Origin of the sequence: Ruminococcus sp. RTP21358st1_G6_RTP21358_211008, assembly GCF_040908885.1 — a bacterium.
Lineage (GTDB): Bacteria > Bacillota > Clostridia > Lachnospirales > Lachnospiraceae > Blautia_A > Blautia_A faecis.
Window position 1 is genome coordinate 90,130 of record NZ_JBDGDM010000001.1, and the last position, 23,553, is coordinate 113,682.

A 23,553-nucleotide genomic window follows, 5' to 3' on the forward strand; every position below is an offset into this window, starting at 1 on the left:
TACCTTTATGTTTTTAAAGTTCACTGGTTATCAAACAATTAATGTTCCTAAAGCTTTTCCTTGAAGTTCCAGAGCGTGTTTGAAAAAGGCTCTAGAACCCAATTCCAGTTGCAATTCCCAGCAAAATCGCCTGTGTCACAAACAAGATCAGAAACAGCGGAGTAAACCACTTATACCATTTCTGCAGGGAAATTCCACCCAGGCCACAGATGATAACGATATCTGCTGTCGGCCAGAAAATATTGGAAAGTCCGTCGCCAAACTGAAATGCAAGAACTGCTGTCTGTCTGCTCACACCAATAATATCTGCCAGCTGTGCCATAATCGGCATAGTTGCAGAAGCCTGACCTGTTGCAGACGGAATGAAGAAATTGATCAGAGTCTGTACTACAAGCATTACCTGTGCAGAAACTGCATGAGGCGCATTTTTCAGCACGTTTGACAAGCCATAGATAACAGTATCCATAATCTGCGCATCCTGCATAACAACTGTGATAGCCTTCGCAATACCAGTCAGGATACATCCCCACATTGCAGTCTTGGCGCTGTCAATAAACTCACTGCACCATTTATTCGGAGACCATTTACAGATTGCTGCAGCAATCATGGACATAAGAAGGAACAAGCCACAAAGCTGCGGGAAATCCCATCCCCATTTGATCAGACCCAGCATAAGAACAACCAGCACTACAAGAACATCCAGAAGAACCAGACCATCTTTTAAGGTAAAGCTGTATTCATTTAACTCATCTCTGTCAAAGGCATGAATGTTTTTTTCACCAAATACAACGGATGCACCTGGATTTTTCTTAATTTTCCGCCCGTAAACCATTACATAGATAATGGAAATTGCCATGAAGATCACGAAGCAGATCGCACGGTATCCGGTTCCGGAATAAAGCTCTACACCTGAAATTGTCTGGGCAATTCCTACAGAATATGGATTCAGTGTCGCGCCCATAAATCCAACAAACTCTCCAACCGCAATAATGGCAAATCCGAACATTGCATCATATCCAAGAGCAACTCCCAGACCTACGATCAATGGATAAAATCCGTAGAATTCACTTGCCATACCAAACACGGAACCGCCCAGTCCGAAGATCATCATAATGATTGGAACAAGCAGAATTTCTTTTCCCTTCAGTTTCTTTAAGATGGTTCCGATTCCTGCATGAAAAGCACCTGTTTTCACCACAACACCGAAGGTTCCGCAGCAGCAGAGGATCATGAAGATTACATCAGCAGCCTCCACGCAGCCTCGATACAGTACACTGAAAAATCCAAGGAATCCGGTTGTGGTAACTTCGGATTTATCAATTGTGTGATAAGTTCCATCAATGGCTACGTTTCGAATTCTTCCATTGATGTTCATTTCCTGATAATCGTAGGTTCCGGATGGAATGATCCATGAAAGAATCGCCACCAGAAGTACAACGGATGCTACGATGATCAGAGTGTCTGGCATTGCCAATTTTCTTTTTCTCTTTCCCGTCATAAATGACTCCCCCTTTAGATAGATGGATTATAAAAACTATTCGCTTTGCCTGAAGAGTTTTACACTTTTTTCTTATGCATACCCCATACATTTATCCACTCCGCAAACAGCAATTATAAATTCATAATACACTTCGTATACTGTGGAGTCAATTAAAATTAACGTGTTAAAGCGTTATTTTTCAGACTAAGTTGATATATCTCTTTGAATTTATAGACAAATTTAACCAACATTCCAGTCAACGCCGTAACGAGATTAATATTTCAAATAATCAAAATGCCCTGCCAGGGGAAATGATGAATTTTCCTTTGGCGAGGCATTAAAAACCTTATGTTGAACTGTTGAACTGCTAGAACATGTCTTTCTCTTACTTTAAGACTACCGGATCATGTTTGAAAACGGCTCTATGTTATTATTTTAGTGTAATCGTGTTATCCTTCAGATTATACCCGATCACATCATCCCAGTTTCTCCGAAGGGCAATCTCTGCGGTGAGATTGGTATCATCATAAACAATAGACCACTGGGTATTACTGGTAACTTCCTCCTCTGACGGCTCCTGTGATGCGGCCTTCAAAGCCTCCCATGCAACATCACTGGTGTAAACTTCCTCATAGTCAAAAATGGCTTCCATTTTGTCATACCGCTCTTTTCCGTGACCGTAAATGCCATTCTTCTGATTCGGAAGGACTTTATCCTCATAGAGTCCAAAGAAATTCGTGATGGAACGAATTGGTGTGGCAACCATTTCTCTGGTTTCGCTTTCACAGTCATACTCCACTACTCTGCCGTCACCGGAAGCATCTGTGATATAAAAATGATAATCTCTGCCGCTTGTAGCAAACATGTCATACTGGTTCAGAAGCTCAACGGCTTCTTCTGTAGTTGCCGCGCGGTCCAAGATCAAACGGATCACAAGCGTGGTTCCGATCACCGGCTTGCCTGTATTCTGGTGAACCGGTTCGCTGTCCAAAGTAAGGACTGCAATAGATACCCCTTTTTCATTCATGCCGTCCAGGCAGATAAATGGTGCTGTTAATGTGGCAAGCTTTTTCTTCATACTCGCATCCGGAATATTTGCAGAGATATTATCCAATGCTGCGAAAGCCACGGATTTGTATCCATCTTTCGGTTCACAGTAAACCAGCATTGCGGAAGTATCCCGTTTGAAATCATAGTTTCTGCCCATCAGCACATTTCCGTCTGCTTCCTGCAGGGTAAAAGCACTGCAGCCAAAATCCGGTGCTTTAATATGTACTGGCAAGATAGGAAGTGCCTCTTTCACAATGGCATCAACAAAGCTCTGGTTATCTGTTATGCCGTATTCGATCAGCCGGTCCAGATCATAATCATATTTCACATCCATACGATACAAATTGTATTCATCGTAATCTGTCACTTTCTGAATACTGCTTATGGTTTGAAAGCGACTCTCATACACTGAAATAAAACCACCCGCAGCCACTATCAGAAGTAAAAGAATCACCAGTAAAACCGTACGGATTATCTTACGTTTCTTCGATTGTGTCTTCATCTGCATACCCCCTCCGGTAATATTTTTGATATAATCATTATACTGGATTAAATAATAGGTATGCAAGACAATTGTTGGATATGACTTGTTTTTCTGTTGAATTAACCTATTTTATCCATAACCTAACCAATACGTGTTTAAAAAACTAAAATCAAACGCGTTCTATGAATTTGGCTCACTACCTTATAAACAACAAAGAGCCGGATTTCTCCGACTCTTCGTTTAACTATTTCTGATTTATTTAATTTCATATTTTCAAAAACATTTTCCTGTTTCATTCCAAAACTTCATAAACTATTGTCTCATACGGTTTCATGCAGATTTCACCATTTGCAATTACATTATCATATAAGGACCGCATCTGCTTTTTCAGCACAATTTTTTGTTCTGAACCCATATAGTTCAGGACAAAGAAGTATTTCTTATTTCCTTTCACACGCTGAATGACTTCCACCTCCTGTGGAGCTTCAAGCATAGCCTGGAATGGTTCCAGAATTCCTGTGTATTCTAACAGCACCTTCATGCTTTCTCTGGAAAAAGTACTGCCAAAATGAATTGCATATCCCTTTCCTGTATTCTTTCTGATTACGGCTGGTTTTCCTGCGTAATAGCTATTGTCGTAGAAAGCCAGAGTTTCTCCCTCCTCTACAGGCTCCATAATGTCGTTAAATATTGGCATGTCAATCGTCTGACCGTCCCAGTTGGCGGTGACAGACGGCTCTGCTGGACTTGTGAATGTAAAATCTCTCACATCTGAACCAGTAATTTTCTGCAAAAGTCCGGGCTGCGGAAGCATAACACATTTGCCATTTTCCTGCTTATATCCGGAACGGCAGCCTATGATCAGGATTCCGCCATTTGCTACATATTCTTTAAGTAAAGCAGCTCTTTTTCCCGTCATAATAACAGGATGTGCATAGATGAGCACTGGATATTTCTGCAATTCCTTTATATCTGTATCCTCGCTCAGATATAACGTATTATATGGGGTGTGATAAATTTCAGAAGCAATGAAGATTTCTTCTGAGCTCTGCGCTTCCACCCTTCTATGCCATACATCCACATTCGTATCCCACATATTGTCGTAGTCTTTTAATACTCCAAATGCAGCTGTATAATCCGCTCCGCAAACTTCATCCAGACACTTTAATTTATTATAAAAGTCTTTTACCTCTGCCAGCTTACGGTTATCGCGATTGTCATAATCCAAAATTCCATGCCAGTACATTTCTGTACTAAAAGTACAGGTTCTCCACCTGAAAAAAGAAATATAATCTGCGCCATGGGCTACACTCTGCATTGCCCAAAGTGTAAGCTGACCAGGTCTTGGTGCCGGACCTTCCATTCTTGTAGTCCATCCACCTGCCCCAGACTGCTGTTCCATAATACCAAAATGAGGACATATGGAACGTACTTCCGTTAGATTTTTACTCCAATGACGGTCATTCAGGTCTTTCGCGGTCTTCGGATCTCTGTTCAACCCAAATGCAAAACTTGGATAGGAATCATATGTATAAACATCCAGGCATTCCTCTGCCATCTTGTGATTATCCAGATTCCAGAACATACCATTTGTGGTGATATAGTCTCCGTCTTTCTTATATTTCGAGATTATTTCTGCCTGCATTTTACAGAAAGAAATTGTACTTTCTGAAATAAAGCGGTAATAATCCAGCCTGAGATGTGGATTGCAACCATTATTTAACACCGGTCGCGGAACATAAATCTGCTCCCAGTCTGTATAGGTCTGATTCCAGAAAACAGTTCCCCATGCTTCGTTGAGGTTATCCAGAGTTTTATACTTTTCTTTCACAAAATTACGAAAGGCAACAGAATCTGCCTCTGAATAAAATTCATCCACCTCACAATTCAGTTCATTGTCAATCTGCCATCCCACAATTGCCGGATGTTTGCCGTAATGCTGCGCCAGCTTTTCTACGATCCTTGCAGATAATTCTCTATATTTTGGTGAATTGTAATTGTAATGTCTTCTGGCTCCATGACGATATGGAACTCCATCTTGACGGCAATTTAAAACTTCCGGGTATTTTTCCGTAAGCCATGCCGGCGGTGTAGCTGTAGGTGTTCCAAAAATCACCTGCATTTCTTCCTGTTTACATAACTCCATAAATTCATCCCAGAAATCAAAGGTAAAAACGCCCTCTTCCGGCTCCACTTTGTTCCAGGCAAACTCTGCTACACGGATCACGGTAATCCCTGCCGCCTTCATTCTCTGTAAATCATCCTGCCACAGTTCTCTACTCCAATGCTCCGGATAATAACAGGTTCCCATGGTCATTTCTTTCCATTGAAAATTTTGTGGTTTTCTCATATTCTGCTCCTTTTTAATTCAATTCTTTTGAAACAAAGAGTCGGAATTCTCCGACTCTTCGCTTCGCTTAATTCACTTTATTTTATTCCATATTCATCCATCAGTTTTTCACGATATCCAGGATCGTCCAACGCCAGTTGCAAGTCAGCCATTCTAGCAGCTTCCAAAAGCTTCTTGGTTAATGATGCCATTCTATCACTTCCTTCTATTCTTCCTTCACTTTTTCCAGCTTTTAATCCATCATCGTACAACATCTGACCTAATCTTGTCATCGCTACAACCTCCTTTAGCTCTTCCAAATCACTTCCCCGCAAAAACTTATCCGCCATTGTATATAATATTGCTACGGTCTTTTCTGCGGTTACTCTGGTATCCTGTTTTGCAAGTAATATAGCTATTTTTATAGTATCTTTCCGATCTTGTTCGCTACTTATCAACGGTGTTAATGAGTTCAATATAATACGGACAGATATCCTCATACTCCCCATTTTTCAATCTGAATCCTCCCGGAATCACACCCAGCTGGCGAAATCCAACTCTCTCATAAAGATGTCTTGCATGAACATTGCCCGCCACAACTGCGTTAAACTGCAGTACACGGAAACCATGCACTTTTCCCTGGGCTACGCAATCTTTTACCAGCTTTTCTCCAATATGAAGTCCGCGGTTACCGTGGGATACGGCGTAGCTGGCGTTGCAGATGTGTCCGCAGCGGCCTACATTGTTCGGATGAAGAATATATAATCCCAAGACCTGTCCGTTCTCCCTGTTCTCGGCTACCGCCGTATAAGTCTGCGCTGCGAAAAACTCCGCGCCGGTTTTCTCATCCAAACATTCTTCCTGTGGAAATGCCACGCCATCTTCCACAACCTCATTCCAGATGCGGATCATAGCTGGAAGATCTTTTTCCTCGTATTTTCTTACGATAATTTTGTTTTCCATAATGGTTCTCCTCAATTTCAGCTTATCTATCAGTGTACTCTTCTCTTTTTGTTGAAAAATCTGGCGAAGTTTTATTTCCATACATTGCAAATTACTTACCGTGAATGGAGTAACCGACAGCGACTCCTTATAGCAACATAAAAGACCACCACTTTATCTTATGATATATTTTGTACCTCTTCCTCTGCCCTCAACTGTTATAATGCCTTTTTGTCCCATACTCTTCAGCAACTGCGTTGTCTTGGATTTTCCAAAAGGAACATATGGTGCAATTTCACTAATTGATTTCATCAAATTCTTGCTCAAAATTTTATATACAATTCTTTCATCTTCCGTTAAGTCCACATCTTTTTCAAAATTCGGGAGTACAATCTTAATAGAATTTTCTGATACTTCAAAATCTGGTTTACTGAATCCATCTTCATATAGTTGTTTGATTCTCATAACTCCAGTTCCAAATATCTCAACAAACCCCAGCCGATAAAATACATTTGCAAGATTTCTATTTCTTAAAACAGATAATTTCCCAGCTAAATATTCCTCTTCTGTTATTCCAGATGGCAACCCGCCTGGAGAAACAATTTCTATCCTGTCATCAAACATTAAAATTCTGATTCTGGCCTCTATGTCCCAGGCTCTGTGGATCAACGCATTTGCAACCGCCTCTCTGAACGCAGCCTCTGGTATTTTTTCTACCTTTTTCCTGTCAGCCCCCTCAATTACTTCATATTGATAGTAATCTCTGAATATATCAATTGTCTTATCGTATACTTCAAGAATTGATATATTTTCAAAGGTTGCTCTCCTCTGAATAATGCTGATATTTTCGCCAAACTTCATAATGTCAATCCCTGGAAAATGGTTTTCGTCAGCCAGAAGACCTGCTGCATTATTATATCCATTCGTATTATTATATAAATTCAATGTTTTTAAAGTATCCTGATCAAAAGTCTCAAGCTGAATGCATTCTTTTAATTTATGATATAAGATTTCAAACGATAATTCCTGATCTTTGCACGGAAGCTCTTCAAATCTTATATTTTTCCCCTCCAGGATCAGTCTTGACAGTTCCAGCGTGTCTACTTCTATCGTAGCAGTATCGTTTCTTTTATACGCCTTGGATTTATACAAATAAGGCTTATGAACGCCACTTTTGACAACCAGTTTAATTATATGATCCTGCTGCACCTCAAGTGTATAGTCTGGTTGAGGGTAAATACTATCGTTAATTTTATTTTCAATATCCAGACATGATTGCTTTTCATCTGGTAACCCTTTGGCAACACCATTATCATCAACGCCAAAAAGAATCATGCCGCCATTGTAATTTGAAAAGGCACTAACAGTTTTCAAAAAAGTATTTGTGACAGTTTCTTTAAACTCCATTGTTCGTGTTTCCTTCATACGATTCAGCTCCTTTTCAATTATATTTCTATTATTATATGCAAAAACGCGCAAAAAAACAATCGTATTTTTTTACGATTGTTTTTTTGATTGATTTCAATTATTTCTATCATTATATCGAAGTAGCTTTATTGAGCCTCATCCCAGTAATCCTCCGCATCTCCATATTCGTCAAAATCATCTTCATGATCATAATAGAAATCCTCTGGATCATCATAATCATATACATCATATTCATCTTTTTTCTGTGACAATTTATTGTTGGAAGAGGATTTACTGCGTGACGAATATTTATTGGAAGAACTACTATAACTAGAAGAAGATTTCTGTACATATCGTATAAGGTCCGTAACTTTTCCATCCCGGCAGACTGCTCCATTTCTGTACGCGCCATCGCTTCCCTTCCACTTATACGTATTCTGCACTTTCACCTGTCCATTACTATCTCTGTAATTTTCTGACTCTTTTTTATCATAAAAACCCCAGATAGTACTTGTAATGTATTTCTCATCCATTCCTCTATACGGCTGATCTTGCTTGATTTTTTCTCGCTCTTTCTTTTCTTTCTCCTTCTTTAACCGCCGTTCTTCTGCTTCATTCTCCTTAGCTGCTGTTTCCCTGGCAATTTTCATTTCTTCTGCAAAATCTCCCGTATACATATCACCTTCATGAGGCAACTCCCACGTTATCCGATACTGCGTATGTATTGTTTCTCCATCGGCTACACTTTTACAATACTTTGCATAAACCAAAACATATTCCTTGTCCTTAAAGTTCTCTGGCAAATTCTCCAATAGCTCTACTGCGGTATTATAATCCTGCATCAGAATAGCATTCTCCGCCTTTTCATACTTCTCCAAATACTCCTCCTGCTGTCGTTGCAGTTCTTCCTGCTTACGTTTCTCTGCCTCAGCTTCCATATAAACTGAGGCACCTATAACTGTAAATAGCGCAGCGAGAATAAGAAATGGGGTAATAGGTATTCTCTTCATTTTGAAGTCTCCCTCAGTTTTAATAGAATTATTACACCGTAAATGGATATTACAATTACAGCCTCATATTGCTTTAAACGTTATCATAATTCATCTAGCAGCTTTATAATATGAGTATTCATTTTATCATATGAATTCCAATTTTCCTCTCTGATATTAATCTTCACTCGCGAACAAATGTATTTTATAAGCCACATAATTTCTGATACACTTTTTCCGGTCTGTTCTTTGACCCATTTCTCTGTCACAGATACAATATTATGAGCGGCAATATTTCGTGTGTTTTGTTCCACTGTAACCAACTCTCTTGCTCGTTGTTTCAATAAGTCATCAGAACACTTCGCTTCTATTAAATTAACTAATTGAATAGAATATACTGGTCCAAAATTAAACCGAGAAAAATCACCTTGCAAAAGCGGCAATATTTCACTACTTTCCAGTTTTCTCTGATTCCACTGCTTAGCAGAATTCTTTCCCTTATAATAATCCGAAATGTTCACTTCACAATATTGCTCAATTACAGATTCCATTAGATCAACACCCAAAGGCGTAAACGCTCGAATAAAATCCGCATATTCTCCTCTTTTTAGCTTCAAATCCAAAATTAAAGTATATTCAAAGAGGGAGCGTTTAACATCATCTGTTTTCACTGGCGTAACAATACCATTTCCCTTTGGAAGCGCTTTGTTCATTTTATTCCAATCTAATACCGATCTTGCCGCCGCTGCTTCTAGCCAGTTATAAATTTCTGGACTAATATCATCCTTTATATCTTTTCCCACTTCTAAAGCAGCACGATAATCATAAGAAAGCAAATGCTTTTTTATAATATCAATCTTTAACAAGCGCATTAAGTTCATACACTTTATTTCATGGCATCGATTTTCCGCCTCGCTTCTATTATCTTCGTTCAGTTCCCAGTTTGTTTCAACATCATAATCGTCTCTGTCTTCGTATTCCAGATTTCCTTTTTTCTTTGGTGTGGAAACCTGTATTGGAATAAATCTATATTCAGCTAATGTTGCCATAACCAGGAGAGCACTTTTCATTGCCGGTGTTCCCGATGCCATATTTACCAACAATATATCTTCGTTGTTCTTCTGTTTTTCAATTTCTCCTATAATTTTTCGAAATTCAGTAAAGAATACATCATATTGCTGAACGTCAATCATATCACTGTTTTCAATCACATGGACTTCAATGTTATGGTTGATTTTTTCACTCAATAACTCCACTGATCTTACATATCGATTATCTTTTTTATGATTCTCAATCATTTCTTTAGACAAATACAAATAAACAACATCTGGCTGGTAATGTCTACATATGTGCAGTAATGAACCATCATGAAAATACTTAATTGGATCCGTATTTCCTACTGGTGAAAATAAATACTTCTTTCCCATTTTCATTTTCCTCTATACTAAAATTATCTCTTCCTCAGAAACAGGCTCTATTCCCCAGGACTTGACTTTTCCCTTTCCTGTAATTTTGTAAACCCGCACACTATCCTCTCCATTTCGGTCAATGTATGCTGGAATCTGATCAATCAGCTTGTAATAATTTTTTTCTGAAAGCATTGCCTCAAATGCTGATTTTTGAACCCGTTTTCCATATCCTTCTAATAATTTGGCAAACTTGGTTCGACGCTTATTGTCAACAATATCATAAATTATCAAGATAAATTGACGGTCACTTTCCAGTTCATCTGTTATCTGAAAATAATATTCCTCATCATCGAATAACAATTGGTTCATACAAAGAAGCATCTCCCTTCTCAATTGCTTTGGTTAACTGCTCCATTTGCAATAAAATTCCACGACGAAAGCTTACAGGATAATCTACATATTTTAAATATCGAATTTCTGTCTGAAATTTACGTTCCAGTTTATTCAAATATAATTTTAATCCAGTCTTTGTTAAATAGCAACCTGGTTGCTCCAAGTTGAAAACAAAATCTTCTTTTGAAATTTCATGCCCATTTATCATGCTCATAACCGTTGCGTCCACAATAACAGCGCGCCACTCTTCCATCATATCACTTGCCAATGTGGGATGCTTTTCAGCATCTCTATGTATAAATCCGAAGTATGGATTTAACCCCTTCATTTCTATTTTACAGTATAATTCATTCATCAAAATAGAGTACCCTAAACTGATCATTGAATTAAATTCATCTTTTGGTGGGCGTCTACTTCTTCCGTTAAACTGAAATTCTCTCTCAATGCACTTTGAAAGACCTCTAAAATAGAACTTCGCAGCTTGCCCTTCATAGCCGATAATTTCTTCAATACGTCTGGAATTTTCTATTTTTCCTCTGCATATACTTAACATTTTTTGTTCTTCCTCAAGACGTATATTTCGACTTTTTTCATATCTTCTCAATACAACACTCTGATTTTTAATCTTTGCGCTTAAAATTCTTTTTCCAAGTTCTACCGCGAATTCTGTGTCATATAGTGCACTTTGCATTCTTTGTCTTCCAGCGTTTATATGGCTTGTAGACATTACACGACCAAAGTATACCCCACCTTTTGAAAAATAGACGACCGGAATTCCTCTTTTCAGACATTCTTCGGTACATTTTGCCGTCATCTGTGATTGCCCCATAATAGTGATACCCTCTAGAGATTCAATAGGAATCAATTTTTTCAAACCATCTTTATAATTTACTACACATTTATTTGCTTCATAACCAATCTGAGCTCCATTTTCATTAACATAAAGTAATCCCATTGTGTTCCCCCTTTGTTTTTCTCGTCCCCTATTGGGGGCTTATATTTCTCAATAACACGCCAAAAGACAATCAGAGAATTGTAGACGAATGGTTTTCGTCCCCTACCGGGGACTTATATTTCTCAATAGTAAAAAAGATTTCGTTGGAGAATTACAAGAAGTGTTTCCGTCCCCTACCGGGGACTTATATTTCTCAATTCCTTTTGAAACTCCGTACACAGCAAAGACTAGGTTTCCGTCCCCTACCGAGGACTTATATTTCTCAATGGTTACTCAAACAATCGTTGTCACTGTGCAAATAGTTTCCGTCCCCTACCGGGGACTTATATTTCTCAATGGCATTCGGCATTCTGTACTTTGAAAATGGCATACGGGTTTCCGTCCCCTACCGGGGACTTATATTTCTCAATTGTTCCGGTTTTAACTTCGCACGCGGGTTTGAATCCGTTTCCGTCCCCTACCGGGGACTTATATTTCTCAATGGGCATCCCACCAAAAGCCACATATTCAATTCGTGCGTTTCCGTCCCCTACCGGGGACTTATATTTCTCAATTGCCTCTCCCTTAGTGTGTGGATAGATAACGGTTCGAGTTTCCGTCCCCTACCGGGGACTTATATTTCTCAATATAAAAATACAGGTGATGTGTTTGCCAGTCAGTCGTTTCCGTCCCCTACCGGGGACTTATATTTCTCAATTTTTTACAGGTTTATGAGCGTAGGAAACCACAGCAGTTTCCGTCCCCTACCGGGGACTTATATTTCTCAATAGTAGTCAAGCTGTCCTAGACAGTACACCAAAACGGTTTCCGTCCCCTACCGGGGACTTATATTTCTCAATGGTTTTCATATAGATGTATCAATTCTTCCTATTAGTTTCCGTCCCCTACCGGGGACTTATATTTCTCAATCCTCTATCCGCTAAAAAGTCAATATAAGCGAGAGGAGTTTCCGTCCCCTACCGGGGACTTATATTTCTCAATTATTGTGTGTGTAATTGTACAATTGTTTGAAAACGGTTTCCGTCCCCTACCGGGGACTTATATTTCTCAATTTTTTTCGTTGTTGCAAAGGATTGAAATACTGATGTTTCCGTCCCCTACCGGGGACTTATATTTCTCAATTTGTCAACAAAATATCCCATGAAAAAAGTCTGTCTAATGTTTCCGTCCCCTACCGGGGACTTATATTTCTCAATAAAAGAAAGTGGCGTGGTTTATAAAAGTAACAAATCAGAGTTTCCGTCCCCTACCGGGGACTTATATTTCTCAATCATACCTCCTTTCTGAACACATTATACCATTCAGGTTTCCGTCCCCTACCGGGGACTTATATTTCTCAATAATGTTAGTTCGGTCTATGGAGCGCCAGAGCTTAAAGTTTCCGTCCCCTACCGGGGACTTATATTTCTCAATTATTATCTCATTTTCAAAAGAAAACACAAAAAACGGTTTCCGTCCCCTACCGGGGACTTATATTTCTCAATAGGACAAGGACGATTATTCATTCAGTAATCGTTTTAGCAAGTTTCCGTCCCCTACCGGGGACTTATATTTCTCAATATTTTTTGCAAATAAGGTTAGAAAAGCATTACACGTTTCCGTCCCCTACCGGGGACTTATATTTCTCAATACCATCTCCGCAATTCCTTGTAAACACTGACTGTATTACGCAATTTGCGTGGGAAATGATTTTTCAGAAATATAAGTTTATTTTTCATTATAAGAAACTCTCCAAATGCCTATTTTATGCGGTGCGCGGGAAAACTAATATATTTTGAATTTACATTGCCCCATCATATAAGTTTTCCCACAATATTTCGTACATTTTAGGACATGAGGAGAAACTCCCAGTCTGCAATCTTTGTAATGCTTATGTTCCTTTGGCACGTAAGTTTTATCAAAAATATCCTGCACAGCTTGAACTCCTTCTCTTTCTCCTAACAGAGAATATATCACAGTTTTTGAGACAAATCCACTTCCGCCACCAAGAAATACCGTTTCATCAAACATCTGATCTGCAATAGGATATTTGCTCTGAAATACACTATAGTAAAATTGATAAAATTTTTTTACTGCTTCCATAATTTTCTCACTTGTAATCTGATTGATTGATTCGTCAACTTTCATACTCGTCTTTATCACAGTTCCTGGCTTGACACATTCACGAAGCAGATTTAGTGTTTTGCTGCTACCATCGATATGATATTCCCATTTCTGACAAAGTATCATATCTTCATTGCTCAGTGGTTTACTGTCACTGATTATAATTCCTGACATAATATCATTCACTGCATCTTTGCTTTTTTCTGTTCTATTTAATTTATGAAATGCTTTTTCTTCAATTCCCCCTATATTTTTTTGTAAAATATTTCTATTTCTAATCGGTCCATCCAATTCCATTTTTATCTTCTGGACATCTTGTTTATAGTACAGTGGATTTTTCATAATATCTGCTGCAAGTAAAATTGTACGAAGCATTCCCTTTATTGAACTGCCAGGAATATATGGATTTCCATAAGGATCTCGCATGAAATTCATAATTTGCATGCGCCCTTTTTCCATCTGAATATCTCCTACATTTATTTTATACTTCATACAGCACTTGATTTCATCCAGAGAAATTCGATTTCTTTCAACCCAATGCTTCAAATCTTCTCTTCCATCTACAACCATAAATTTTTCAAACTCAATTTCCAAGTGCTTTTTCTTGGCTAACATATACAACTTATCAATATCTATAATACCAACTGTATTTCTATTCAAAAAAAGATATTCCTTTTTCTGAATTTCCATGCCACTTCCGACATAAACAGGTCCGCATACCTCTAATTCTAACTGATATGTTTTTAATACTCTTTTCATATGTCTACCCCCAGAAAAAGTGCTTTCTCATATCTGAATATAGGGTGTGTTCCACGATTCTTTTCTGTTATCACAGTTCCTTTAAATACTTGCTGAAAACAAGATCCCGGTATAAAAACATATCTTTCCTGTTTTCTCATCTGTTGTTCTGCATATTTTTCCGAATCTATAAAGCCCCCTCGCTTTAACAGACTATAATAGGCACAATCAAGAATCTTCTCCAGCTCCATATCTGCTGCCATCGCAGTAGAAAGCAATATATTTATTTTTCCAGCTTTTTGTAATTTTTTTTCTAAATTTGTAGAAATTTCACTTTCCTGATATTCAAAGCGCCCTAATCCTGTGCTCTTCTTTCCTCCAACTCCAGTATACGATAAACTTTCTAATAATTCTTCAAACAAATTTTTCACTTTTTCATCCTGAAAACCAACTATAATATATAGCCCGTTTCCATCATTGAAATAAAAAGCATTTACTCTATATGGCTCTGGATCCTCATTGCCACTGATTCCAACAGATACTCTCATTCCTGATTTTCCTAGATTATGGAGTAAATCCATTTGATCTAACGGAAAATCTCCATTTATGTATTCTTCCAAAAGCTCTACTGGAATATATTTCATATTTTTAATCAACTTTTTTTCTCTCGAATCTCCACGCGAAGCTGAACTTTTTCGTTCAATTTTTAACATTGGTTTTGGAATAAAATATTCCTTTCCAATATAGGGAAATCCATCTGAAAATAATAACCTATCATTTTCTACAAATTCCAAAAATAAATTTTCCTTATTTAATTTTAATGCTTCCTGATAAAGAGCCGAAAAAAGAGTATCTGCATGAAATGATATATCTGTACTGTCGAGATTCCCATGTCCAAATCGTACTCCATTAAAGAATTCCAAACGATAACTTGTGTAATTCAATGTTTTCTCCTTTCAGAATTCACTCCTGAATTGCTTGTGATAATATCTTATTACACTGCGCCAATAATTCTTCACTTACCTCACCTACAACAGTTTCCGCAATTATATTCTCAAATGCAATTTTCCCATATCCCCGTGAACCACTTCCTCCAATATAATCGTATTGAAGCAAGCGCATACCCTCTGCCAGCGTTTCCACATCTTCTATCATTTCTTTTTCATCTTCCACTTCGTATATTAAATCTAACTCAAAAATAGAACCTCGAACAGCTCTCTCTATTTGTCTTGGGTTTGCTACTGCAGTAAGTCTGGAAATCGAATTCTCAAATTTCACCTCGGTCATACTCTGCAGACCTGCTCGTCTTAATTCTCCTTCATTCGCCAATACCATATCTGAAAATAACAGCCTGCTTCGCTTTACGTTTCCCTTCTTAGCTGAACCAAATAAACGTACAATTCTTTCATGATCATTATCTGGATCCTGAAGACTTTCATTAAATTCCTTAGCAAGTAAACTCCTCATTTTGCCTTTTAAAGAACTTCCAGGAAGCAATGGAAGATTTGATCTTACATCCCTTACTATTGGAGAATCAACTGCTCCAATTGCCGCAAAAGCACTGCTTCCTCCAATATGCATACCGGTTTTCACTAAAATATCCCCATTAATTCTAATTTTTGCGTACATAATGCTCCCCCTTTACTGTTCTTTTCCACCATAGTACTTATGAAATGCAATAAGAGCTTCCATATATCGACTAAAAAGCAAATAGTTCTTTTTACTTGCACCAATTTCTTTCAAACATTCAATTATTTCAGCCTTTTTTATAAACTTTTCTACCTTGTGCTCATTATCACGCCCACATTCATACATAACCCGAACTCTTAAATATTCTATTCTTCCTAGCAGTTCATCATCAAGCCTCTCCGACGGATAAAGTAATACCTGATTATATATATCAGCTGTCATTGCCAGAAGATTTCGAAGTTTAGAGGTCGTTACAATATTTACACGCCCTCTGTTCTTCACCTTTGATTCTTCTGCCAGATCCGAAATTACTTTTTCAGCCTTATCGACATAATTTTTCTCATTTATTCGCATATTAATGAGCCCCCTTCTCTCTGTGCATATAAGCATATAGATTTATTGCTGTTTTCAATTCTCTACAGTCTTTTTCAGATTGCACCCATTGATACATTTTTCTGGAAAACTTGCGATATTTTTCTTTCTTTTCACCTTCTTTATCTGGCTCCAAGCGAGACAGAAGATAGACAAATCTTGCAAAGTTAATTTTCTCCTTCTGATTTCGGATCAGTTCCAGCATGCGGTATAAGAATGACATTCCTCTTTCATCTGATTCTCCAAGAAAATCTTGAATTACATCATATTTTTCTCCAAGAACACTCTTATATAATTCTTCCCACCGATAAGTACCATCGCATATTTCAAGTTCATTAATCAAATGCGTCTCACCATCATCCATAAACGTCACAGAATCTTTTTCAGGCATTCTTTTTGACTCCGCTTCCATTTCCCCAGTTTCATTCGCAATGGCACCTATCGGATATGTACATTCATAAATTCCAATTCCAGACGATATTGACAAGGTTCCTTGCGTGTATTTTTTAAATTTTTCCTGTAAATCAATTGATAGCTCGATTACCTCATTCCACGCACCTACAATAAATACGTCATCTCCACCTGAATATACAATAGTTGCATTTCTTTCTGTCAACTTCTTTTCTCCATCAATATGATACTCTCCATTTTTTAAAATTGAACGAATATAATATTTAAAGAAAATTGATAACTGCCTTGAAAGTGCTGCTGTTCTTGACAATGTCGCATATTTTCCAGCAAATCCAGCAACAAAAGTCTGTCCTAAATTATCCACATCAGCTCTCAAAACACCAATACGTTTAATTCCTTCTGCCTTTTGCGCAAATTTTTCAAATGTATCCCCAGTAGTGTAATCTCCTACCCAAAGCTTTGTGGCAATATGTTTTCCAGTATACATCTGATTTTTTGCATATACCCTTACGAAATATGAATCTTTTTCCATACGTTTTGATAACGTTTTTTCATCATCTGCAAGAAGTAAATATCCCCCTGGAAGCGGAAGACCATCCGCTTCTCCTTCTAATACGACAGAAAAGAAATCACTATACAATACATTATTGGATAATTTCTGTATTTTACTGCATAATGGACATAGTCCATCTTCGCTTACTTTCCCAACATGCTTACATACTTTACATTCTTTCGTATAATCATCAGCCTTTTGGCTATTTAACCAAATAATTTCGTCCGCTTCATATCGATGCATTTTTTCCGCTGACAGTTTTTCTCCCACCCCGCGAAACATTTCAGAATAACTTCCCTCAGGAATATTCCTCAGAGAATTAGCACTACATTTGACATATCCACATGCAACGAACAGTTCATTTTGAAAATGCTTTAGGAACCATAACTTTAACTCTTTTTTCCAATCTTCCAATTTATGTAGCGTATCTTCCGTATTTGCCAATAAAAGATAACAATGTCCGCCACCAGAATACAATAAATTCGCTCTGGATAATTCTAATTTTTCAAGAAGCGTATCAATAATGTGCTCCATCATTATTTCTAAATAAAAAGAACGTGCTCTTAATGTACGTAATGCATTTTGGGAAGTAATTGTATAAATAAAATTCTGAATACCTGAAATATCTAAAGAGCAAAGTAAAAAAGCCTGTCTGTCATAAAATTCTTTCTCTTTCGTGAAAAGTTCATCCTTACAATTCTTTTTTCCAGCATTTAAATAATCATAAATGCAACTGGCTACTGCTGCTGTAAATTTTACATGATCAAATAATGAAATATCTGCCAGCTCCGCCTTTGCTGTAGATGACGGTACATATGACAAATTTGCCTCCATTACAGCCAACAGGGAATTCACATATTCATCATTCCAGTCTATTCCTCGAAGATTATCCGTTATTCTCTGACGGATTTTTATATAAAATGTCTGTGAAAAGTTTTTCTTCTCTTCTGACGGATAATTGATTCCACTTTCCGGATCCATGTCTCCCGGTTGATAATAATATTCTTGTTTATTTCCATTTAAAATATTAAAAATGCTTTGAAGTGGAACCGCGATTTCAAATCCTTTGTCATCGACATTTTCTTTTTCTCTTCTATCTGCAAATGCCGCGATATTATCAGCTATATATGTTATATACGCCAGGTTATCATCTTCAAGATTTGCACTCTTTAATAGCAGTGCATGATGATATTTAACACAATCCAAAATTTCCTTTTCTTTTATGTCAGCTTCTTCTTTTAAGTAATCATATCCACTTACGCTGTGGTTTCTTTTGTCACCACCTTCTCTGTAGATTACTTTTCCAATATCATGTAAAAGGCTTCCTATAATCAGCTTCGCTTTTCGATCATTCATCCTTTTTCCCTCCGCATCTTATAGCTCCCATTCCCATTCCAGTTTTTATTCCCACTCCTGAAAATTCCCCGAAATGAAAAAGAAGCCTTATATATCTTGCTATAGTCTCTGAACCTTTCACTTTAATTCCAATTTTTCCAACAAACCCAGTCACGTTTATTTTTTCCAATGGAAATGGTATTGTTTGTAAACGATAATTTACGACTTCACTGCTCCTGCACAGTTCCTCTAAAGTGTCTTTATCTTCCATTGTCATCTGCTGTGAAAATGCACTATATTTACGCATTAAGCTTCCATATATCAGACTTAAATCCGGATAAAAAATATAATTTCCATCATGCTTAAATGCTGTAGGTGTTAAAAAATATACCTCAAAATACCTAGAGCATTTCTTGTCATAAAACTCATCCAATAGAGTTTTCGCTTCCATCATTTGTATTGTTTTTTTCTCAGGAACAATTGTAATTCCTCGTTTTCTTAGTGTAATCTCTTTCAGCTCGGACATTGGAAGTATAATATTCTTATATGCTTCATCTGTAATAGTCTTTATATGCCAAACTACACCGTTCTCTTCTTTTGACACATATTGACTATACGGATTAAGCTGATTTCCATGAAGAATTCCCGCATACTCCGTGCTTATATTCTCCATAATGACACCTTGTAAATTTGAAGATTGCTGAAAATTTATTTCTGTTTTTCCAAACTCCATGCATAATTCTACATACATGTTTCATTCTCCGTTAAAATAATTATCATTTTGGTCAAGTATGCAAATATTATAATACAAACGCACTATAAAATCATTGTTTTTTTGCATTTTTTGTATATTTTTATATTATTTAAAGTGTCTAATCTATTATCTTGCAAAAACATGACACAAAAAACCGTTACCTATGTCTGCTCAAAACATAAATAACGGTTATGCCTACTTTGATTTTTTCACTCTCCAATATTCCAACATTTTTCAGTCTTCTATCTTTCATTCATTACTATTAAACAAAGAGCCGGATCACTCCGACTCTTCGCTCGTTTCAGCATATAAAATTTTTACAACCGCTTATTTCTCCAGCATATAATCCTTAATCACATCATGGTCTCTCAGCACCTTCTCCACCAAGGTTCCCTTGATTGCTTTCAGTAAAGGTTTTTTCACCAGATTCAGCGGTCCAGGAAGCTCAATTTCAAGTGGTGATCTGCCATCCATGAGTTTTACGCTGGCGTCAAGGAGTTCTCGCACGTCGTATACGCTGCCCCATACTTCCGGAACGCCACGGTCTACGCCCATAAGTCCGTATACAGCTTCCATTGCGGTACGAACAGAATATTCTGTAGTGAATATAGTGTCTCTTGGAGTCTCAGCGAACTGGCCAAGGAATGCGAAGTTCACACAGCCATCCGGGATTACGTCCGGTCTGTCGCCTTTGGCTCTTGGCATAAAGAATGCAGTGATGTAAGGCATCATGGTCGGTACGCAGACTGCGCTGTTTTCAGCCAGATCCTCGATCTGATCAGTCGGTACACCCATATGGTACAGCCACTCTTCCGTGATTTCTTTACCGGTACACTCTTTCATCGGTTTCTTTACATAATCGCCAGGTACATCTGTGAAGAGACCGTATACCCAGACGCAAACCTTATCTTTGTCCTGATCCTTGAACTGACCCTGACGGTTGATGGTCCAGCTTAACAGCCAGCTGGAATCCTGACAGCTTACAATACCGCCGGTAACAACCTTTCCGCTCTTCGGATCTCGCTTGCAGATGTCGGTAATATAAGGAATGATCTTGTCATCCAGTGTGGTAACAGTTGCAGATTCCCAGTTAGTCTTCGCGATATCAGAACAGAATTTCTCCGGATGTCCGAAGGACGGATCCTGTTTTGCAATATTTTTCCAAAGGCTCCAGCAACCGCTTGTACGAACCTCAGCATCTCCGTTTGGAGCGTGGTTCTGGTCACCGTAGATGGTTCCCTCTGTACAGCTTCCGTTGGTAACAAATACATAGTCATTCTCAGTAAGAAGGATTCCCTTCTCAACACCCTTTACCTTGCACTCAATAGCAGTTGCCACTTTTTTACCATCGTGAATATCGAAGATTACATTGGTAACCTCTGTGTTGAACTGGAAGTCAACACCTGCATCCTCCAGATATTTCTTCATTGGAAGGATCAGGGACTCATACTGATTGTATTTGGTGAATTTCAGAGCACTGAAATCCGGAAGTCCGCCGATATGATGGATGAAACGCTGGATATAAAGCTTCATCTCCAGTGCGCTGTGCCAGTTTTCGAATGCAAACATGGTTCTCCAGTATAACCAGAATGTGGAATTCAGAACCTCGTCATCGAATACATCCTCAATGGTCTTGTCATAAAGATCCTCGTCCTTTGTAAAGAACAGCTTCATGATTTCCATGCAGCCCTTCTGGCTCAGGTTAAATTTGCCATCTGTGTGAGCGTCTTGGCCCTGATTTACAGTAGCACGGCAAAGAGAATAGTTCGGATCATGTTTGTTCAGCCAGTAGTACTCATCCAGTACAGAGGCGCCTGGTTTTTCCAGGGAAGGAATGCTGTGGAAAAGATCCCAGAGACATTCGAAGTGATTCTCCATCTCACGGCCGCCTCGCATGACGTATCCTCGCATCGGATCAAAAATACCGTCGCATGCACCGCCTGCAATGTCCATCGCTTCCAGGATGTGAATGTGGTCGCCAGGCATCTGTGCGTCTCTTACAAGGAAGCAAGCTGCTGCCAGAGAAGCAAGTCCGCTTCCTACCAGATATGCATGCTTGTCATCTACGCCTTCCGGTTTCTCTGGGCGGGCAAATGCTTCGTAGTTACCGTTTGTATAATAAATGCCCTTGCTGTTTTTCTCATTTTTGCCGCGCTCTGTATTGCGGTAATTCGGGTCTACGTGTGCTTCTATGATCTGTTTCTCTTCGCGGCTCTTGTTTGCCAGAACTGCTGCTCCTGCACCTGCTGCAGCAAGTGCTGCCATACCTAATACGGAATGTTTTTTCTTTGACATAAAAATTACCACCTTTCTGAAATTTGCCGTTACATTATTTCCGGCTATCTGTGTTTATTCTTGTTTTAACTTTTCGAATCAGCTTCTAAGCTTTCTCAGTTTTGTTTCCTAACCTTCAGATAAAAAGCTTTTATTTGACTAATTCGAAATTCTGCTGCCTTTTATTTAGTATTTCCTGTTTCTGAGTGTATTCTACGTCAAAAAATAATTTTCCTCAATTTACAAAACAAGACGGATGACAAAAAACTTATCATCCGCCTTACTTTGTAAAGTTGATTTCGAAAACTTTATGTCCCGCCCTTTCAGGATTAAAGCTGCTATGCCATAGTTATCCCTTATTTTCCGGATAAACTTAATCTTTATTGCCCTTCCTTCTCCATATTCCGCAGAGAATTCCCAATATTTCCATGCATGGTCACGCAGACCATATTCGCGATTTCTTCTGGGGCTTCCTTCATTCCTCTCTTAATCCAGTCAAGCATGACACCTACGAAACTGTATTTGTAAAAATCCGCAATAAATTTCTTCTGTTCCTCTGTAACCCTCAGATTCTCGCTCTGCTCTTCCACCACTCCTTCGATCAGCTGATAGGTCAGGCTGTACAGATAATTTTCCACCTGCTCTCGTTTCACAGAGCGATACACGTTCAAGATAAATGGTTTATTTTCCAAAACAGCCTCAAAAATCTGCTGAAGCCCTTCCTGCCAGGTGTCGTAAGTCTTTTTTCCCTGCAAAGCCCGGGAAGCGTCCTCAATACAGGACCATTCTACCAGGTCATAAATATCTTTAAAATGATAGTAAAAAGCCATTCGGCTGATTCCGCAGTCTGCGGTCAGATCGCTGATAGTAATCTTGTCCAGAGGCTTCTGAAGGAGAAATTTCTTCAGAGATTCTTCCAGTGCATTTTTTGTGATATTGTTCATTCAGATGTGCTCCTCCTGATAATATTTATTTTGCAGTATGGCATCAGGCAATACATGAGGCCTGTACAATTTCTAGAGCGTGTTTGAAAAAGGCTTTCTGCAAGATGTGCGTCACAATCTGCAGACTCTAAGGATTTTATAAAGCCTTTTTGGATTTTTGTCAACAGGAGCACTATGAAAAAAAGCATCTTTCACACCATTTTCGCAAAAATGCATGGAAAAAGCCCCCTTTCGCGGAGGGCACATCAAGTGCTTTTCCAGGCATCACAATTTGTGGGAGAACATCCTCCACTTTACAAAAAAAACGCTCAATGCTACAATATTTCCCAGATATTTGACAAAAAAGACCCTGTGGGGGAATACATAAGGAGAACACCATGGAATTAAAGCTTGAAAACGGACGTCCCGCAGATACCACGGGCAGACTTGAAAAAGAGATACGTACTTATGATTTTCTTGATGCACTTCAGGTGCCTTATCAGAGGATTGACCATGAAACTCTGATGACCATTGAAGCTTGTAAAGATGTGGATAAAGTGCTTGATGCAGTAATCTGCAAAAACCTGTTTCTCTGCAACCGCCAGGAAACGAACTTCTATCTGCTGCTCCTGCCAGGCGACAAGAAGTTTAAGACAAAGGAAGTATCTTCCCAGCTTGGCGTTGCCAGACTTTCCTTCGGCAATGAAACTTATATGGAGAAATTCCTTGATATTACACCTGGTTCTGTCAGTATACTTGGGCTTATGAACGATAAGGAAAATCATGTGCAGCTGCTTATTGATGAAGACCTCCTGAAGGAACCTTACATCGGCTGTCACCCTTGTATTAACACATCCAGCCTGAAAATTAATATGAAAGATATGATGGAAAAAATTATTCCGGCTATGAAACATGAACCGATTTTTGTGAAATTGGGACAGGAAGAATAAAATTGCAATTAAC

21 protein-coding genes and 1 CRISPR repeat array are annotated in these 23,553 nt (G+C 38.4%); of the genes, 2 read left to right on the top strand and 19 right to left on the bottom strand.

The window, feature by feature from the left end; all coding sequences use genetic code 11:
* Positions 1-91: 91 nt before the first annotated feature.
* From AB5Z12_RS00420 to AB5Z12_RS00510, 19 genes are all read right to left on the bottom strand, one after another.
* Positions 92-1,498: a YfcC family protein gene (locus AB5Z12_RS00420; RefSeq protein WP_118577704.1), complete on the bottom strand. Its 1,407-nt coding sequence runs from the start codon at positions 1,496-1,498 to the stop codon at positions 92-94.
* Positions 1,499-1,910: 412 nt separating this feature from the next.
* The gene (locus AB5Z12_RS00425; protein WP_368356803.1) at positions 1,911-3,032 is read right to left on the bottom strand and encodes a linear amide C-N hydrolase; all 1,122 of its coding nucleotides are present in this window, start codon (positions 3,030-3,032) and stop codon (positions 1,911-1,913) included.
* A gap of 274 nt (positions 3,033-3,306) precedes the next feature.
* Positions 3,307-5,364 (bottom strand): beta-galactosidase, encoded by a 2,058-nt coding sequence (locus AB5Z12_RS00430; protein ID WP_173718039.1) that lies wholly within the window; start codon positions 5,362-5,364, stop codon positions 3,307-3,309.
* A 77-nt stretch (positions 5,365-5,441) separates the two neighbouring features.
* Positions 5,442-5,819 carry a hypothetical protein gene (locus AB5Z12_RS00435; RefSeq protein WP_368368526.1) on the bottom strand — a complete coding sequence of 126 codons (378 nt, stop codon included), beginning with the start codon at positions 5,817-5,819 and terminating at the stop codon, positions 5,442-5,444.
* On the bottom strand, positions 5,791-6,306 hold the full coding sequence (locus AB5Z12_RS00440; protein WP_173716467.1) for a GNAT family N-acetyltransferase: 516 nt from the start codon (positions 6,304-6,306) through the stop codon (positions 5,791-5,793). Before AB5Z12_RS00440 ends, AB5Z12_RS00435 begins: the two co-directional genes overlap by 29 nt.
* Before the next feature lie 153 nt (positions 6,307-6,459).
* A complete protein-coding gene (locus AB5Z12_RS00445) occupies positions 6,460-7,710 on the bottom strand; it encodes an ATP-binding protein (protein WP_173718037.1) in 1,251 nt (416 codons plus the stop codon).
* A 128-nt stretch (positions 7,711-7,838) separates the two neighbouring features.
* Positions 7,839-8,702: a hypothetical protein gene (locus AB5Z12_RS00450; RefSeq protein ID WP_173718036.1), complete on the bottom strand. Its 864-nt coding sequence runs from the start codon at positions 8,700-8,702 to the stop codon at positions 7,839-7,841.
* 83 nt (positions 8,703-8,785) lie between these two features.
* Positions 8,786-10,108: a CRISPR-associated protein Csm6 gene (locus AB5Z12_RS00455; protein WP_173718035.1), complete on the bottom strand. Its 1,323-nt coding sequence runs from the start codon at positions 10,106-10,108 to the stop codon at positions 8,786-8,788.
* A 12-nt stretch (positions 10,109-10,120) separates the two neighbouring features.
* A complete protein-coding gene (gene cas2, locus AB5Z12_RS00460; protein WP_173718034.1) occupies positions 10,121-10,459 on the bottom strand; it encodes a CRISPR-associated endonuclease Cas2 in 339 nt (112 codons plus the stop codon).
* Positions 10,437-11,438, bottom strand: coding sequence for a CRISPR-associated endonuclease Cas1 (gene cas1 / locus AB5Z12_RS00465; RefSeq protein WP_173718033.1), 1,002 nt, complete (start codon positions 11,436-11,438; stop codon positions 10,437-10,439). The genes cas2 and cas1 overlap by 23 nt, the downstream gene beginning before the upstream one ends.
* Positions 11,439-11,455: 17 nt before the next feature.
* Positions 11,456-13,068: direct repeats of the CRISPR family, unit length 36 nt; unit sequence GTTTCCGTCCCCTACCGGGGACTTATATTTCTCAAT.
* 134 nt (positions 13,069-13,202) lie between these two features.
* The gene (gene csm5 / locus AB5Z12_RS00470) at positions 13,203-14,300 is read right to left on the bottom strand and encodes a type III-A CRISPR-associated RAMP protein Csm5 (RefSeq protein ID WP_173718032.1); all 1,098 of its coding nucleotides are present in this window, start codon (positions 14,298-14,300) and stop codon (positions 13,203-13,205) included.
* Entirely contained in the window at positions 14,297-15,223 is a 927-nt protein-coding gene (csm4, locus tag AB5Z12_RS00475) for a type III-A CRISPR-associated RAMP protein Csm4 (protein WP_173718031.1), read from the bottom strand. The genes csm5 and csm4 overlap by 4 nt, the downstream gene beginning before the upstream one ends.
* A gap of 19 nt (positions 15,224-15,242) precedes the next feature.
* Positions 15,243-15,908 carry a type III-A CRISPR-associated RAMP protein Csm3 gene (gene csm3, locus AB5Z12_RS00480; RefSeq protein ID WP_173718030.1) on the bottom strand — a complete coding sequence of 222 codons (666 nt, stop codon included), beginning with the start codon at positions 15,906-15,908 and terminating at the stop codon, positions 15,243-15,245.
* A gap of 12 nt (positions 15,909-15,920) precedes the next feature.
* Positions 15,921-16,322, bottom strand: coding sequence for a type III-A CRISPR-associated protein Csm2 (gene csm2 / locus AB5Z12_RS00485; RefSeq protein WP_173718029.1), 402 nt, complete (start codon positions 16,320-16,322; stop codon positions 15,921-15,923).
* A 1-nt stretch (position 16,323) separates the two neighbouring features.
* On the bottom strand, positions 16,324-18,660 hold the full coding sequence (gene cas10 / locus AB5Z12_RS00490; RefSeq protein WP_173718028.1) for a type III-A CRISPR-associated protein Cas10/Csm1: 2,337 nt from the start codon (positions 18,658-18,660) through the stop codon (positions 16,324-16,326).
* Positions 18,653-19,390 (bottom strand): CRISPR-associated endoribonuclease Cas6, encoded by a 738-nt coding sequence (gene cas6, locus AB5Z12_RS00495; RefSeq protein WP_173718027.1) that lies wholly within the window; start codon positions 19,388-19,390, stop codon positions 18,653-18,655. The genes cas10 and cas6 overlap by 8 nt, the downstream gene beginning before the upstream one ends.
* Before the next feature lie 330 nt (positions 19,391-19,720).
* On the bottom strand, positions 19,721-21,688 hold the full coding sequence (locus AB5Z12_RS00500) for an oleate hydratase (RefSeq protein WP_368356802.1): 1,968 nt from the start codon (positions 21,686-21,688) through the stop codon (positions 19,721-19,723).
* A gap of 359 nt (positions 21,689-22,047) precedes the next feature.
* Positions 22,048-22,611, bottom strand: a complete 564-nt coding sequence (locus tag AB5Z12_RS00505) for a TetR/AcrR family transcriptional regulator (RefSeq protein ID WP_173770590.1) — start codon at positions 22,609-22,611, stop codon at positions 22,048-22,050.
* Positions 22,608-22,799, bottom strand: coding sequence for a DUF6783 domain-containing protein (locus AB5Z12_RS00510; protein WP_368356801.1), 192 nt, complete (start codon positions 22,797-22,799; stop codon positions 22,608-22,610). The genes AB5Z12_RS00505 and AB5Z12_RS00510 overlap by 4 nt, the downstream gene beginning before the upstream one ends.
* On the opposite strand from AB5Z12_RS00510, the gene AB5Z12_RS00515 reads away from it, so the two are divergent.
* Together AB5Z12_RS00515 and AB5Z12_RS00520 are read left to right on the top strand one after the other, a co-directional pair.
* A complete protein-coding gene (locus AB5Z12_RS00515; protein ID WP_368356800.1) occupies positions 22,786-22,998 on the top strand; it encodes a hypothetical protein in 213 nt (70 codons plus the stop codon). The genes AB5Z12_RS00510 and AB5Z12_RS00515 overlap by 14 nt on opposite strands.
* Entirely contained in the window at positions 22,989-23,540 is a 552-nt protein-coding gene (locus AB5Z12_RS00520) for a prolyl-tRNA synthetase associated domain-containing protein (RefSeq protein ID WP_118577811.1), read from the top strand. The genes AB5Z12_RS00515 and AB5Z12_RS00520 overlap by 10 nt, the downstream gene beginning before the upstream one ends.
* Positions 23,541-23,553 lie beyond the last annotated feature (13 nt).